Origin of the sequence: Brevundimonas vesicularis (genome assembly GCF_027105095.1) — a bacterium.
Taxonomy (GTDB): Bacteria; Pseudomonadota; Alphaproteobacteria; order Caulobacterales; family Caulobacteraceae; genus Brevundimonas; species Brevundimonas vesicularis_E.
Map to the genome: position 1 here is coordinate 393,912 of NZ_CP114278.1, position 15,258 is coordinate 409,169.

Sequence of the window (15,258 nt, forward strand, 5' to 3'; positions counted from 1 at the left end):
CCGCCGCGCGGCGAGCGATAGGGCGCTCTTCACATAGTCAGTTCACGGGCGTTTCGCACCCGCGCGATGACGGCGAGATCCACGGCGCGCGCTCCGGCGTTGATCAGGGCGCGCGCGCAGGCCTCTCCGGTCGCGCCCGTGGTCAACACATCGTCGATCAGAAGGATGCGTCGTCCCCGGATCCGACGCCGGCCCGCCTCGGTCACAGCGAAGGCCTTCTTGACGTTCAGCCGCCGCCCGCGCTGGCTCTTGCCGCCCTGGCTGGTCGTGTGGCTCGTGCGGACCAGCGCGTCGGGCAAATAGTCGCGGCCGGCGAGCCGGGCCAGCGGCCGGGCGATTTCGGCGGCCTGATTGAAGCGCCGCGACAACAGGCGAAACCGATGCAGCGGCACGGGCAGGATCACGTCCGCGTCTTCGACCAGATCGGCGGCGGCGCGTCCGATCCAACGCGCGAACAGGGGCGCGAACTGTTGCTGGTCCCCGTGCTTGAACCTCAGGATCAGACTGCGCGACGCCTCGTCATACAGGCAAGCCGCGCGCGCCCTCTCAAAGGCATAGGGCTTGGCGATACAGGCGGCGCAGCGATCCTCGGCGAAGGGGCCGCCGTCAAAGTCGAAGGCCGCCCCGCAGCCGTCGCAGACCGGCGCCTCCAGAAATTTGATCCGGCTCCAGGCGTCGGGCGTCAGGCCGGCCGCAGCCGTCGCCTCTTGGCTGTCGTGCGCCATCGGCGGTAGGATCAGGTCTGCCAGTCCCCGCCCGGCTCCGCGCAAGTGACGGCCCGCCCCTTCCCAGGCGCGTCGCCAGCCCCCATCCTTTGCGTCCATGACCGCCCCCCAATCCCCTTCCGAAGGCCCCCCGCGCATCTTCGACGCCGTGCGACGTCAGGCGCGGCTGGCGCGATCCGCCGCCCGGTTCCCCCAGGCCGACTTCCTGCACGCCCGCGCCGCCGCCAACGCCGCCGAGAGCCTGGAAGCTATACTGCGCGAATTTCCCGTTGCGGTCGATCTTTCCGCCCATCGGGACGTGTTCGATAGGGCGGTTCGGTCCAGCGACGCCGCCGGCCGCGTCGGTCCCATCCAGACGCCCGTCTCCCTCGCCCAGCGCGCAGCGCCGGGTGCGGACGCGCTGCCGCTGGCCGACGCCTCGACCGACCTGATCGTCTCCCTTTTGACCCTTCACTGGGCGAATGACCTGCCCGGCGCCCTGGCCCAGATCCGGCGCGCGTTGAAACCGGACGGCCTGTTCATCGGCACGCTGTTCGGCGCGGGTACGCTGAAAGAGCTTCGCGCCGTCCTGACCGAGGTCGAACTGCAGGAGCGCGGCGGCGCCCAGGCGCGGGTTTCGCCCTTCGCAGACGGCTATGACGGGGCGGCCCTCTTGCAACGCGCCGGGTTCGCCCTGCCGGTGTCGGACGTGGATCGGTTCACCGTCCGCTACGCCGACCTGTTCGCCCTGATCCGTGACCTGCGCGCCATGGGCGAGACCAATGTGCTGCACGGACCCGTTCGGCCGCTGAGCCGCCGCATCGTGGCGCGCGCCGCCGCCCTCTATGCCGAGCGATACGGTCTCGACGACGGCCGCATACCGGCGACGTTCGAGATCATCCACCTGGCCGGCTGGAAACCCCATGACAGCCAGCAGAAGCCCCTGCCGCGCGGCTCGGCCAAGACGCGGCTGGCCGATGCCCTGGGCGTTCGGGAAATGACGGGCGAAGAGCCGGACTAATTGCCGACGACGGCCTTCATGGCGGTCGTCAGCCGCTCCACCGTTACGGCCAGGCCGCCGTTCTGCGTGTTCGCCAGGGCGCTGACCGAGGTCACGATCGCCAGGAAGATCAGGGCGCAGATCAGTCCGTATTCGATGGCTGTGGCCCCGCTCTCATTGCGCAGGAACGGGCCGATAAGACGTCGCATGGCCGGCCTCCCTGGTCGGCGGTGGTCAGAGCAGGTCGCGCAACCAGGCGACCAGAGGTTCGTCCGCCGGCGGCATGGGATAGTCCGAAAGCTTGCTCGGCTTCACCCAGGCCAGGCCGTCGTGTTCACGCGCCGTGACCACGCCGTCCCACCGTCGGCACAGATACAATGGCATCAACAGGTGAAACGAATCGTAAGCGTGACTGGCGAAAACGAACGGCGACAGACAGTTTTCGCTGACGTCGATGCCCAGCTCTTCCTTCAGCTCGCGGGTCAGCGCCTGTTCGGGCCGCTCTCCGGGCTCGACCTTGCCGCCCGGAAACTCCCACAGCCCCGCCAGTTTCTTGCCTTCGGGGCGCTTGGCGATCAGCACCCGCCCATCCACATCGATCAGGGCGACGGCGACGACCAGAACAGTCGGAAGCGACGTGCCGGTCACGAGCGATAATCGCCGTTGATCTCGATGTAGCCCTTGGTCAGATCGCAGGTCCACACGGTCGCCGACGCCCGGCCGGAACCCACATCGACGGTGATGTCGATCTCGGGGTTCTTCATGTAGGCGGTCATATTGGCCTCGTCGTAGCTCGGGGACGGGGCGCCGTCGACGGCGGCCTGGTGCGGGCCGAACTTTATGGCCAGGCGGTCGCGATCGACAGGTTCCTCGGTCTTGCCCACCGCCATGACGACCCGGCCCCAGTTGGCGTCCTGACCGGCGATGGCGGTCTTGACCAGGGGGCTGTCGGCGATGGACTTGGCCAGCTTGCGGGCCGAGGCGGGCGAGGCGGCCCCGTCCACCGTCACCTTGACGAACTTGGTCGCGCCTTCGCCGTCACGCACCAGCTGGTGCGCCAGATCCAGCATCACCTTGTCCAAGGCGGCCGAGAAGCTCTTCAGCCGGCGATCCCCGACCCGCCCGATGCGCGGTGCGCCCGAGGTCCCGGTGGCGAACAGCAGGGCCGTGTCGTTGGTCGAGGTGTCGCCGTCCACCGTCACGCTGTTGAAGGTGGTGCGCACGTGCAGGCCCAACAGCGCCTGCAGCACGTTCGGATGGATGTCCGCATCGGTGACGATGAAGGCCAGCATGGTCGCCATGTCCGGCGCGATCATGCCCGATCCCTTGGCGATGCCGGCGATCCGGACCTTGTAGCCCTCGATCTCGGCCTCGGCGTAAGAGCCCTTGGGGAAGGTGTCGGTGGTCATGATGCCGCGACCGGCCCGGGCCCAGGCGTCCGCCTCCAGCCCGGTCTCGATCTCTGGCAGTTTGGCGACGATCTTCTTGTCGTCCAGCACCACCCCGATCACCCCGGTCGAGGCCAGCATCACGTCGCGCTGGCGACAGCCGAACCGTTTGGCGACCTCCGAGGCCGTGCGCCGCGCAGCGTCCGCGCCGGCCTTGCCGGTGAACGCGTTGGCGCATCCGGCGTTGATCACCAGGGCGCGCACATCCTTTCCGCCCTCGGCCCCGGCCAGATGCTTCTTGCACCAATCGACGGGGGCCGAGCCGATCTTGTGGCGGGTGAAGACCCCGGCGCAGCTGGTCCCGCGCGCAAACCGGAACACCACCAGATCGTCGCGCTCATGCTTGTAGAAGCCGGCGCGCGCGGTCGCGATCTCGACCCCGCCGATCGGCGGAATGCTCGGGAACGGCACGGCCAGGGGCGAGATGGCCAGGCCGGGCTTGCCGGCGGCGGCGGGCGCAGGCGCGGCGGCCGGGGCCGCATCCGATCCCGGCGTGCGGGTGGCGCGCTTCAGCGCCGTGGCGAACGGGTCCAGCGCCTTTTCGAACGCATGCTCGATCTTCTGGCCGGTCGTGGAGGGAGGCTTGGTCATATCAGGCGCCCGGAGGAGTGGAAGGGGCGGGCGATGCGGGCGGCGTCTGCGCGGGCAGGCGCACATCGACCTTGGCCTTGCCGCGCAGTTGTTCCAGCAGTTGCCGAACGCCCTCATAGGTCAGATAGCGCACGATCTGCGGTCGGGCCTGTTCCAGCGTCGGCGGGTTTTCCTTGCGTCGGTCCTCGACCCTCAATACCGCCCACCCGCCCTCGGTCTGGAACGGCCCGACGGTCGAGCCGGCCGGCTTGTCGCGCAGCGCGTCGGCATAGGCTTGGGGCATCACGTCCAGTGTCGAATAGCCCAGGTCGCCGCCGGAAAACCGCGTCGCCTCGTCGATCGACCGCTCCGCCGCCACCGCCTCGAAGCCTGCGCCCTGGCCCAGAATGCCGATCACGGCGTCCGCCTCGGGCTTGGTGAGCGACAGGATCAGCCGCACGCGGATCTCTTCTGAGGTCTTCGCCAGCCGTAGTTGCTCATTATACAGGGTCTGCACCGCCTGGTCCGAGACCGCCTTGTTGACCACGCTCTCGACCAGCATGTCGCCCAGGATGCGTTCGCGCGTCGCTTCCAGTCGTCGCTGCGCCAGGGGCGAGGAATCCAGTCGACGCCGCTGCGCCTCTCCGGCCAGCAGCTTTTGGTCGATCACCTCGTCCAGCACCCGGCGGAAGAGATCCGACGTCGTATCCAGCGCCTCGTCCTCGCCGATCAGACCTTGGGCCACCGCCTCACGTTTCACGTCCGAGGCCCAGATGGTCTCGTCCTGGACGGTGGCCACGGCCTGGTCCCCTTGTTCAGGCGGCCGGTTCTCGCCGCTGCGCGAACAGGCGGCGGTCGAAAGCGTCGCCGTCAGGAAGGCCGCCGTCAGAATGCGTGAAGATCGCCGGAAGGGGGTCAAGGGGGCGCTCCGTCGAAGGCGGCCGAAAGCCCCTCGCGTTGACAGGGGTTAGGCCGGTGCTTAAGTCCCGCCTGCGCCCAAGTCGAGGGGTTTTGATCGTCTGCGCGGCCCTTCGCGCGCGCCTGATGCGGCGCTCCGGGGCTGCGGTCGGTCAGGGCCTCTCTCACGGCGTCCGTATCGCCGCCCCTCACGGGATTTCAGAGCCGCTCAGCTCGCAGACGCTCGACCGCTTACCGGATCCAATATGCTCGGCTTCGCCAAGAAACTTTTCGGCTCTTCCAACGACCGCAAGGTCAAGGCCTTCCAGGACCACGCCCAGCGCATCAATGCGCTGGAGCCCAAGTTCGCCGCCCTGTCCGACGACGAACTGCGGATGATGACCGACGCCTTCCGCGATCGGCTGGCGAACGGCGAGACCCTGGACAAGATCCTGCCCGAAGCCTTCGCCGTCGTGCGTGAAGCCTCCAAGCGCGTGCTGGGCCAGCGTCAGTACGACGTTCAGCTGGCCGGCGGCATGATCCTGCATGAAGGCGGCATCGCCGAGATGCGGACCGGCGAAGGCAAGACCCTGGTCGCCGTGGCCCCGGTCTATCTGAACGCCCTGCCCGGCAAGGGCGTGCACGTCATCACCGTCAACGACTACCTGGCCCGCCGCGACGCCGAGACGATGGGCAAGGTCTATCGCTTCCTGGGTCTTGAGGTCGGCGTCATCGTCAACGGCCTCAGCCAGGGCCAGCGCCAGCAGGCCTACAACGCCGACGTCACCTACGGCACCAACAACGAGTTCGGCTTCGACTATCTGCGCGACAACCTGGTCTATGACCGGCGCGAGATGGTGCAGCGTCCGCACAACTTCGCCATCGTCGACGAGGTCGACTCCATCCTGATCGACGAGGCGCGCACGCCTCTGATCATCTCAGGCCCGACCGAGGACCGTTCGGATCTCTACAAGATCCTCGACGGCCTGATCAAAGATCTGATCAAGGACAAGGACACCTTCGAGCTCGACGAGAAGCAGAAGCAGGTCCTGCTGACCGAGCTGGGCTCCGAGCGGATGGAAGAGGCTCTGGAGGCCGGCGGTCACTTCGCCGCCGACACCACCGGGCTGTACGACGCCGCCAACATCAGCCTGGTCCACCACGCCAACCAGGCCCTGCGCGCCAACACCCTGTATCAGCGTGACAAGGACTATATCATCAAGGGCGGCGAGATCGTCCTGATCGACGAGTTCACTGGCCGCATGATGACCGGCCGCCGCCTGTCCGAAGGCCTGCACCAGGCCATCGAGGCCAAGGAGGACGTTAAGATCCAGCCCGAGAACCAGACCTTGGCCTCGGTGACGATCCAGAACTACTTCCGCCTGTACGAAAAGCTGTCGGGCATGACCGGCACGGCCGCGACCGAGGCCCAGGAATTCGGCGACATCTACAAGATGGACGTGCTGGAGGTGCCGACGAACCGGCCGATCCAGCGCAAGGACTACGACGACGAGGTTTATCGGACCCACGCCGAGAAGAACCAGGCTATCGCGCGCCAGATCGCCGAATGCCACCTCGCCGGCCAGCCGATCCTGGTCGGCACCGTGTCGATCGAGCGTTCGGAACAGCTCTCGGACCTGCTGAGCCGCTTCGAATACAAGGTCGAGACCTCGCGCACGCTGAAGCCGGAATATGCGGGCAAGGCCAAGGAAGCCGAGAAGATCGGCGACGCCGCCTATGACATCACCTACGAGACCAAGCTGCGTGGCATTCCGCACAGCGTCCTGAACGCGCGCCAGCACGAGCAAGAAGCCTATATCGTCGCCGACGCCGGCCTGCCCGGCGTGGTGACCATCGCTACCAACATGGCCGGCCGCGGCACCGACATTCAGCTCGGGGGCAACCTCGAGATGAAGATGCAGAAGTGGCTGCTGGAACAACGCAACATGGCCGTCGAGGTCACACCGGAAATGGAAGCGGCCAAGGAGGCCGAGTTCAAGGCCGAGATCGCCGTCCAGAAGAAGATCGCGCTGGAGGCCGGCGGCCTGTTCGTTCTGGGCACCGAGCGCCACGAAAGCCGCCGCATCGACAACCAGCTGCGCGGCCGCACCGGCCGTCAGGGCGACCCCGGCACCTCGAAATTCTACTTGTCCTGCGAGGACGACCTGCTGCGCATCTTCGCCGGCGACCGCCTCGACTCGATCATGAAGACCTTCGGCGTGGCGGAGGGCGAGGCTATCACCCACCCTTGGCTGAACCGCGCCATCGAGACGGCCCAGAAGCGCGTCGAGACCCGTAACTACGACATCCGCAAGAATCTGCTGAAATACGACGACGTCGTGAACGACCAGCGCAAGGCCGTGTTCGAACAGCGTCAGGAGTTCATGGACTCCGAGGATCTGTCGGAACTGGTCGGCGACTTCCGCCGCGACGTCGTGTCCGACCTGGTCGAACGCTATATGCCGCCCAAGGCCTATGCCGAGCAGTGGGACATCGACGGCCTGGACGAAAAAGTCCGCTCGACCCTGGGTCTGGAGCTGCCGCTGCACGACTGGGCCGCCGAGGAAGGCGTGTCGAACGAGGAGATCGAGGAGCGGCTGCTGGCCGCCGCCGACGCCCGTGCCGCCGAACGCCTGGAACAGATCGGCGCCGACCAGACGCGCGGTCTGGAAAAGCAGTTCATGCTGCAGATGATCGACATGCAGTGGCGCGAGCACCTGGTCCATCTGGACCACCTGCGCGGCGTCATCGGCCTGCGCGGCTATGGCCAGCGCGACCCGCTGAACGAATACAAGACCGAAGCCTTCTCGCTGTTCGAGAACCTGCTCTACGATCTGCGCCACAACGTAACCCGCTGGCTGATGACGGTCGAGTTCCGCTTCCAGGCCCCGCCCGAACTGCCCGAGTTCCAGGAAATCCACCTGAACCCCGGCACCGGCGAGAACGAGATGGCCAATCCGTCGGCGCAGAACCCCGAAGGCACGCTGATCGGCGACGACCGCTCCAAACTGCCGATCGAGGCCCTGCCGCCTGGCTGGGAAATGACCGGCCGCAACTCCCCCTGCCCCTGCGGCTCGGGCCGCAAGTTCAAACACTGCCACGGGGCTCTCGTCTAAGAGGCGCGCTACGCGCAGCGCTATCGCTCGCCGCGCGGCGGCTCGCTGCTTGAGCGCTGGGTGAGATGTCCTAAAGAGGAGGGATGACCTACAAGTCCCTCTTCTCTCGCGCCCTGTCAGCGGCGCCCGGTCGGCTGCATTTCGCGGCGCACAGCCATCACCTGTGGCCTGACGCGAGTTTCGAGGCGCAGCACCACACCTGGCTCGACGCCAATCTGCATGCCGACCACAAGTGGGATCTCGTCTTCGGTCAGGTGATCCCCGAGGCCCAGGCCCATGTCGCGGCCGAGCTGGGCCTGCCCTCGCCCGACAGCATCGTCTTTTCGTCCAACACCCACGACTTCCTGCTGCGCCTGTTTTCGGGGGTGGAGACCAAGCCGGTCCACATTCTGGCGACCGACGGCGAATTCCATTCGTTCCGTCGTCAGGCCGAACGGTGGGAAGAGGTCGGGGCGGCGGTGGTCACGCGCGTTCCGCTCGCGCCCTTCGACACCTTCGCCGACCGCTTCATCGCCGAGGCGTCCAAGGGCGGTTACGACTGGATCGTGGTCAGCCAGGTCTTCTTCCGCACCGGGGGCCTGTTCGACCGGATCGAGGAGCTTGCCCCCCTGGCGAGACCTGAAGGGCCTTGGGTGCTGATCGACGGCTATCACGGCTTCATGGCGACCCCGACCGACCTGTCGGCGGTGGCGGACCGGGTCTTCTATGTCTCCGGCGGCTATAAATACGCCATGTCGGGCGAGGGCGTCTGCTTCCTGCACGCCCCGCCCGGCTTCTGCCCCCGTCCTGTCGTCACCGGCTGGTTCGCGGAGTTTGGCGACTTGTCGGGGCCGCCCGGCGGCGTTCAGTATCGCAGCGACGGCGGTCGCTTCTGGGGCGCGACCTTCGACTGCACGCCGCTGTATCGCTTCAACGCCGTGCGCCGAATGCTGGATCAGCAGGGGATCGACACCGCCGCCGTCGCCGCCCATGCGCGCGATCTGGCGACCCGATTCCAGCAGTCCGTTCAGGCCGGACAGGCCGGGGTGTTGTCTCAGGCCGAAATCCTCAATCCGGTTGAGGGCGCCGCGCCGCGCGCCCGTTTCCTCGCCTTGCTTCATCCCGACGCCCAGGCCTGGTGCGCCGGTCTGCGGGCGGCGAACATCGTCACCGATGTGCGCGACGACGTCATCCGCTTCGGCTTCGGCCTGTATCAGGACGCCGAGGACGTCGATCGCCTGATCGCGGCCTGCCAATCTCTCTGAACAGAAGGGCTCTCTGATCAGTAGAAGGTCGTGTCGTCCTGCTTGCTGGGCGCCGGGGCCGTGCGCGGCGGCGTCGTCGGTCGGTTAGTTGCAGGGGGCGTTGTGGGTCGCGCTTGAGGCGAGGGCGGCGTCGGCGTGGTCCCGGCCGCCGGCGCATTGACCGGAGGGATCGTCGGCAGGTCCGGATAGGGGATGGCCGAAGGGCGGGCGTCCTGCGCCGGCGCCGCTTCATAGGGCGCGATCGGTCCCGCGTCGGACTGGCCCAACCGGTCGGGCGCGCCGACATCGTCGCGGATGAAGGCCCAGGCCTGCCGGTCCGAGCAGCCGCAGGCCTTCAGAAAGCCTTGCTTGTCACGCCACAGGATCAGCGGATAGCTGATGTCGACGCCGGACTCTTTGAGCAGTTGGCTCAGCCGTTCGTTGAAGCGGCGGCCGGCCTCGACCACGGCGGTACGCGCCAGATTGCCGTCCGCCTGCGGCACGCCGGCAGCGGTCCAGCTGTTGGCCGGCGTCGCCATCCAGCGTTGATACAGCGGCCAGTCGCGCGTCAGCCACAGCTCCGCGACCGTCGCCCGCTCCGCCGCCGTCGATTGCGCCGCACCCTCCAGATCGGGGCGGGCGAACAGGATGTAGCGCGTCTCGATCCCCGCCGCCTTCAGCTTGGGCGCCTCGTCGCGCGCGTAACGCAGGGCCGAGGCGCTGTCGCGATAGGTGACGATATACAGGGCCTGTCCGCCACTGCCGTCCGATACCCAGGACGCCTCGTCCAGCAGTTGTTGCACCTCGGCCTGATTGCGGCTGATCGTGACCGGCTGGAACCGCGAATAGAAGTTCCAATAGGCCCAGTATCCGGCGCCGGCGAGCAGCAGGCCGACCACGGCCGCCACGATCGAACCCATCAAAAAGCGACGCATGTAATCGGGTGCTCCAGCTTCACCGTTGACCCATCCTAACGCATAGCATCGGAATCCGTTGTCCCCCCGTATTCGCCGACGTCTTCACCGCCGCTCAGAGGAGCCAAAATGTCGCGAAAGATTCCGCCCGATCCGCTCTTGAACGGCGCAGGGGGCTTCCCATTTTCGATCTCGACGCTGCGGGACACTCCCCCTCCGAACCGCAGCGAAGCGAAGCCGGCGCCCTCCCCTCCCCTCCAGGCGCCGCTCGCGCAGGCCGCCGGACTCCCCCAGTCCGGCGGCTTTCTGCTTTGTGGCGCTGCACAATAATTCCAACCTGATCACTGATCATTACAAGGATCGGTCGCCGGGGGCTTCCCGAGCGACCGGACCTGGCCTAGTCAGCAGGGGTGGCGCCCCGTCGCGCCGCATCCCTTGCGGCCCTGCCGCGTCGTTCGAGACTGCTCGTCCATGACCGCCCACGATCTGCGCCAACCCGTTCAGCCGATCACCAAGGCCGCGCTGGAGGCGGCCTTCGCCAAGATCGTGGGGACCGGGCCCGGCGCAGTCGAACAGACCTATCTGACCCAGGCGCACGAAGACTATTCCGCCGATGAGACGCCCGAGCTCAGCGGCGAAGATCTGGCCGCCCTGCTCGCCGCCTCCTGGAGCGCCGCCAAGGCCTATCCGACCGGAACTGCGGCCCCCGCCATCACCGTCGGCCCGCTGCACGGCGCGAACGGTCAGGTCCTCGACTACGATCTGGTGCGCATCGTCCAGTCCGACGCCCCCTTCCTGGTCGACAGCGTCATGGGCGCCCTGGCGGAGGCCGGCGTGTCGGTACGCGCCCTGTTCCACCCGGTGGTCGAGCTGGACGGCCGTCGCCTGTCGATCATCATGCTGGTCATCGACAGCGTGCCCCAAGAGCGTCGCGACGTCCTCGGCGAAGGCCTGGCCCAGAGCTTGTCGGACGTCCACGCCGCCGTCGCCGATCACGACGCCATGACGTCCCTGATGCGCCAGGCCGTGCAGCGTCTGGAAGAGACCCCGCCCCCGGTCGATCCCGCGGTCCTCGCCGAGAACATCGCCTTCCTGAAATGGCTGAAGAGCGATCATTTCGTCTTCCTGGGCGCGCGCGACTACAGCTATCCGCTGAACGCCGACGGCGACTATGAGGCCGAGGCGCCGCTGGGCCTGTCCACCGACGGCCTGGGCATTCTGGCCGATCCCGAGCGCACCGTGCTGCGTCGCGCGTCGGAACCCGCCGTCCTGACGCGCCAGATGCGCCGCCAGCTGGATCTCAGCGAACCGGTGACGGTGGCCAAGGCCAACGCCCGCTCGCGCGTCCACCGCCGCGCCTACATGGACTATGTTGGGGTCAAGCGTTACGGGCCGGACGGCAAGGCGACCGGCGAGACACGTTTTGTCGGCCTGTTCACGTCGGAAGCCTACGACCAGCTGGCGACCGAGGTGCCGCTGCTGCGTCGCAAGGTGGCCAATGCCCTGGCTCGCGCCGACAAGGCGCCCGGCAGCCACAACGAAAAACGCCTCAAGAACATCCTCGAGAATTATCCGCGCGACGAGCTGTTCCAGGTCAGCGAGGACGAGCTGTTGTCCATCGCCCTGGGCATCCTTCACCTCTACGACCGGCCGCGCATCCGCCTGTTCTCACGCCAGGATCCGTTCGACCGCTTCGTCTCGGTCCTGTGCTTCATCCCGCGCGAGAAGTTCGATTCCGCCGTACGCGAACGCATCGGCCAGATCGTCGCCCGCGCCTGGGGCGGCCGCATCTCGGCCTGGTATCCGCAGCTGTCGGACGCGCCCCTGGTGCGCATCCATTACATCATCGGCGTAGAGCCCGGCGCCCACCCGATCCCGGACGCCGCCCAACTGGAAGCCGACGTCGCCGAGGCCGGTCGCGGCTGGGTCGATCGTTTCGAAGGCGCCCTGCGCCGCTCGGGCGTCGAGGAAGTCGCCGTCGGGCCGCTGAGCGCCCAATGGGCCCGCGCCTTCGGGGCCGCCTATCGCGATCGCTATGACGCCGATGAGGCCGCGACCGACCTGCAATATGTGAACCGGCTGAATGAGACGGGCCTGCCGGGTGAGGGCAAGGCCGTCGCCGTGCGCGCCTTCCGCACGCCGGACGACAGCCGACTGCAGTTCCGCTTCAAGCTTTACCGTCGCGGCCCCGCCGTTCCCCTGTCCGACGTCCTGCCGATCCTGGCCGATATGGGTCTGAAGACGCTGGAGGAATACGGCTATCCGATCCGCCCGATGGGCGAGGAGGAGATCCACGTCCACGAGTTCCTGATGGAGGATCCGCGCGGCGAGGCGCTGGTCTTCGACGATGTGAAGGGCCCGTTCGAGGACGCCTTCGCCGCCGTCTGGACCGGCCGCAACGAAAGCGACGGCTTCAACCGCCTGGTGATCGAACTGGGCGTGGAATGGCGCGACGCCGCCCTGATCCGCACCTTGGCCCACTATCGACAGCAGACGGGTCTCGACCCCTCCCAGACGGTGCAGGAAGAGGCCCTGCGCGAATACCCCGATGTGGCGCGCGCCCTGCTGTCGCTGTTCAAGGCCAAGTTCGCCCCTGAAGGCGGTTCGGCCGGCGACCGCGCGCCGGCCGTCGCCGAGCTGGACGCCAAGATCGTCACCCTGCTGCAGGACGTGAAGAGCCTGGATCACGACCGGGCCCTGCGCCGCATCGCCGCCCTGATCGGCGCGATCAAGCGCACCAACTATTTCCAGCTGGACGCCGACGGTCAGCCCAAGCCGCACATCTCGATCAAGATCGCCTCGCGCGAGCTGGACGACCTGCCCCTGCCCAAACCCTACCGCGAAATCTTCGTCTGGGCGCCCCATGTCGAGGGCGTGCACCTGCGCTTTGGTCCCGTCGCGCGCGGCGGTCTGCGCTGGTCGGACCGTCGCGACGACTTCCGCACCGAGGTCCTGGGCCTGGTCAAGGCGCAGCAGGTGAAGAACGCGGTCATCGTGCCGGTCGGCTCCAAGGGCGGCTTCTATCCCAAGCAACTGCCCCGCACGACGGACCGCGAGGCCATTCAGGGCGAGGCCATCCGCGCCTATCGCACCTTCCTGTCCGGCCTTCTGGACATTACCGACAACATCGCCGCCGACGGTTCGGTGACCCATCCGGCCAATGTCATCGCCTGGGAAGGCGACGACCCCTATCTGGTCGTGGCCGCCGACAAGGGCACGGCGACCTTCTCCGACATCGCCAATGGCGTCTCTGCCGCCTACGGCTTCTGGCTGGGCGACGCCTTCGCCTCGGGCGGCTCCATCGGCTATGACCACAAGGCCATGGGCATCACCGCGCGCGGCGCCTGGGAGGCGGTCAAGCGCCACTTCCGCGAAATGGGCAAGGACATCCAGACCCAGCCCTTCACCATGGTCGGCGTCGGCGACATGTCCGGCGACGTCTTCGGCAACGGAGCGCTTCTGTCCAAGGCGACGCGTCTGGTCGCCGCCTTTGATCACCGCGACATCTTCATTGATCCGAACCCGGATCATGTGACCAGCTGGACCGAGCGCAAGCGTCTGTTCGACCTGCCGCGCTCGTCCTGGCAGGACTACGACAAGGCGCTGATCTCGGAAGGCGGCGGCGTCTTCTCGCGCTCGGCCAAGTCGATCCAGCTGACGCCCCAGATTAAGGCGGCCCTGGACATCGCCGAGGACGAACTGGACCCCGTCAGCCTGATCCGCGCCATCCTGAAGGCGCCGGTCGAACTTCTCTATCTGGGCGGCATCGGCACCTATGTGAAGTCGGCGGCCGAAACCGACGCCCAGGTCGGGGACAAGGGCACCGACGCCCTGCGCATCAACGCCGACGAACTGAGGGTCAAGGTGGTGGGCGAGGGCGCAAACCTCGGCTTCACCCAGGCCGGGCGCATCGCCTTCGGTCAGGCCGGCGGCCGGATCAACACCGACGCCATCGACAACTCCGCCGGGGTCGACACCTCCGACCACGAGGTCAACATCAAGATCCTGGTCGGCTCGGCCGTGACCAACGGCGTCCTGCCGGCCGAGGAGCGCACGCCGCTGCTGGCCTCCATGACCGACGAGGTCGGCCTGAAGGTGCTGGCCCACAACTACGACCAGACCCTGGCCCTGACCCTGCAACAGGCCGAAGGCGTCGGCGCCCTGGACGCCCAGCAGCGGTTCATGCAGAGCCTGTCGGCGCGTGGAAAGCTGGATCGCAAGGTCGAGGGCCTGCCTAACGACGCCCGCGTCAAGGAGCTGATGACGGCGGGCATTCCGCTGGCCCGGCCCGAACTGGCCGTCCTGATGGCCTACGCCAAGCTGGAGCTGTCGGACGACATCGTCGCTTCCCAGGCGCCCGAGGATCCCTTCTTCGAACAGATCCTGGTCCGCTACTTCCCCGAGGCTCTGGCCCGGTTCGAACCGGAGATGAAGAGCCACCGTCTGCGGCGCGAGATCATCGCCACCGTCATGGCCAATGAAGTCGTCAACATGTGCGGCCCGACCTTCCCCGACCGCCTGCGCGGCTCGGCGGAATGCGACACCACCGCCCTGATCATCGCCTTCGAGGCCGCGCGCCGCGTCTTCCGCTTGGACGAAGCCTGGGACGCCGTGTCGGCCCTGGATCTGAAAATCTCGGCCGAGGCGCAGATCGCCCTGTATCAGGAGATCGCCGTCGTCTTGCGTCGTCAGACCTTCTGGCTGGCCCGCCGCGCCAAGGGCGGTCTGTCGGTCCAGGCCCTGATCGACCGCTATCGTCCGATCGCCGACGCCTTGCAGGCCGAGGGCGCGCCGGTCCTGTCGCGCTTCGAACAGGGGCGTCTGGATGCGCGCGTCAAACGCTTCGCCGATCACGGCGCGCCTGAGAATCTGACCCGCAGCATCGCCATCATGCGCCCCCTCGTCGCCGCCTCCGACATCGGGGATCTGGCGCAGGAGGCGAACTGGCCCGTCGCGGCCATGGCGCGCCTGTATCACCAGGTCGGGGCCGCCTTCGACTTCGACCGTCTGCGCGCCGCCGCCGGCTCCATTCCGTCTGCGGATCATTTCGATCGTCTCGCCGTCCGTCGTCTGATCGAGGACCTGATGAACGAGCAGGCGGCCCTGACCCGCGCCGTCGCCCGCGCCTCCGATCCGTCGGTCGGCGTCAGCGAGGACGCGGCCGAGGCCGCCGTGGACGCCTGGATCGGCTCCAAACAGGCGACGGTCGAGGGCGTGCGCGCTTCGGTGGACGAGATCGAACAGTCCGGCTCGGGCTGGACCTTCGCCAAACTGACCATCGCCAACGCCACGATCCGCGATCTGGCGACGGCGGCGGTGAATGGTTAGTCGTGCTATCGGCCGTCGGCCTGCTTGAGCACGTGATCGCTTGACGAAGCCGCCGTCT

Annotated in this window: 10 protein-coding genes; 4 read left to right on the forward strand and 6 right to left on the reverse strand. The window is 67.5% G+C overall.

Annotation, left to right across the window (positions count from 1 at the left end; genetic code table 11):
* Positions 1–29: 29 nt before the first annotated feature.
* The gene (locus tag O2K97_RS01980) at positions 30–824 is read right to left on the reverse strand and encodes a ComF family protein (protein ID WP_269220237.1); all 795 of its coding nucleotides are present in this window, start codon (positions 822–824) and stop codon (positions 30–32) included.
* Between O2K97_RS01980 and O2K97_RS01985 the strand changes: the two genes are divergently transcribed.
* Positions 823–1,725, forward strand: coding sequence for a class I SAM-dependent methyltransferase (locus O2K97_RS01985; protein ID WP_269220238.1), 903 nt, complete (start codon positions 823–825; stop codon positions 1,723–1,725). The genes O2K97_RS01980 and O2K97_RS01985 overlap by 2 nt on opposite strands.
* On the opposite strand, the gene O2K97_RS01990 is transcribed toward O2K97_RS01985, so the two are convergent.
* From O2K97_RS01990 to O2K97_RS02005, 4 genes are read right to left on the reverse strand one after another with little or no spacing between them, the layout of a single operon-like run.
* On the reverse strand, positions 1,722–1,913 hold the full coding sequence (locus O2K97_RS01990) for a Flp family type IVb pilin (RefSeq protein ID WP_269220239.1): 192 nt from the start codon (positions 1,911–1,913) through the stop codon (positions 1,722–1,724). The two genes, O2K97_RS01985 and O2K97_RS01990, sit on opposite strands and share 4 nt — an antisense overlap.
* A gap of 25 nt (positions 1,914–1,938) precedes the next feature.
* Positions 1,939–2,352: a (deoxy)nucleoside triphosphate pyrophosphohydrolase gene (locus tag O2K97_RS01995; protein ID WP_269220240.1), complete on the reverse strand. Its 414-nt coding sequence runs from the start codon at positions 2,350–2,352 to the stop codon at positions 1,939–1,941.
* Positions 2,349–3,743 carry a bifunctional glutamate N-acetyltransferase/amino-acid acetyltransferase ArgJ gene (argJ, locus tag O2K97_RS02000; RefSeq protein ID WP_269220241.1) on the reverse strand — a complete coding sequence of 465 codons (1,395 nt, stop codon included), beginning with the start codon at positions 3,741–3,743 and terminating at the stop codon, positions 2,349–2,351. The genes O2K97_RS01995 and argJ overlap by 4 nt, the downstream gene beginning before the upstream one ends.
* 1 nt (position 3,744) lies before the next feature.
* The gene (locus O2K97_RS02005) at positions 3,745–4,641 is read right to left on the reverse strand and encodes a peptidylprolyl isomerase (RefSeq protein ID WP_419466076.1); all 897 of its coding nucleotides are present in this window, start codon (positions 4,639–4,641) and stop codon (positions 3,745–3,747) included.
* A 244-nt stretch (positions 4,642–4,885) separates the two neighbouring features.
* On the opposite strand from O2K97_RS02005, the gene secA reads away from it, so the two are divergent.
* Positions 4,886–7,735 (forward strand): preprotein translocase subunit SecA, encoded by a 2,850-nt coding sequence (gene secA, locus O2K97_RS02010; RefSeq protein WP_174086822.1) that lies wholly within the window; start codon positions 4,886–4,888, stop codon positions 7,733–7,735.
* Between the two features lie 83 nt (positions 7,736–7,818).
* Entirely contained in the window at positions 7,819–8,979 is a 1,161-nt protein-coding gene (locus O2K97_RS02015) for an aminotransferase class V-fold PLP-dependent enzyme (protein ID WP_269220242.1), read from the forward strand.
* 17 nt (positions 8,980–8,996) lie between these two features.
* Here the strand turns inward: O2K97_RS02015 and O2K97_RS02020 are convergent, their stop codons facing one another.
* Positions 8,997–9,893 (reverse strand): hypothetical protein, encoded by an 897-nt coding sequence (locus O2K97_RS02020; protein ID WP_269220243.1) that lies wholly within the window; start codon positions 9,891–9,893, stop codon positions 8,997–8,999.
* A 450-nt stretch (positions 9,894–10,343) separates the two neighbouring features.
* Here O2K97_RS02020 and O2K97_RS02025 point away from each other — a divergent pair, with 450 nt between their 5' ends.
* Positions 10,344–15,200, forward strand: a complete 4,857-nt coding sequence (locus O2K97_RS02025) for an NAD-glutamate dehydrogenase (RefSeq protein ID WP_269220244.1) — start codon at positions 10,344–10,346, stop codon at positions 15,198–15,200.
* The last annotated feature ends 58 nt before the right edge of the window (positions 15,201–15,258 follow it).

Excerpts from the sequence above, each read along its gene's own strand:
- O2K97_RS01985 (WP_269220238.1), top strand. The coding sequence starts at position 823 with ATGACCGCCCCCCAATCCCCTTCCGAAGGCCCCCCGCGCATCTTCGAC.
- secA (WP_174086822.1), top strand. The coding sequence starts at position 4,886 with ATGCTCGGCTTCGCCAAGAAACTTTTCGGCTCTTCCAACGACCGCAAG.
- O2K97_RS01980 (WP_269220237.1), bottom strand. The coding sequence starts at position 824 with ATGGACGCAAAGGATGGGGGCTGGCGACGCGCCTGGGAAGGGGCGGGC.
- argJ (WP_269220241.1), bottom strand. The coding sequence starts at position 3,743 with ATGACCAAGCCTCCCTCCACGACCGGCCAGAAGATCGAGCATGCGTTC.
- O2K97_RS01990 (WP_269220239.1), bottom strand. The coding sequence starts at position 1,913 with ATGCGACGTCTTATCGGCCCGTTCCTGCGCAATGAGAGCGGGGCCACA.
- O2K97_RS02015 (WP_269220242.1), top strand. The coding sequence starts at position 7,819 with ATGACCTACAAGTCCCTCTTCTCTCGCGCCCTGTCAGCGGCGCCCGGT.
- O2K97_RS02025 (WP_269220244.1), top strand. The coding sequence starts at position 10,344 with ATGACCGCCCACGATCTGCGCCAACCCGTTCAGCCGATCACCAAGGCC.
- O2K97_RS02020 (WP_269220243.1), bottom strand. The coding sequence starts at position 9,893 with ATGCGTCGCTTTTTGATGGGTTCGATCGTGGCGGCCGTGGTCGGCCTG.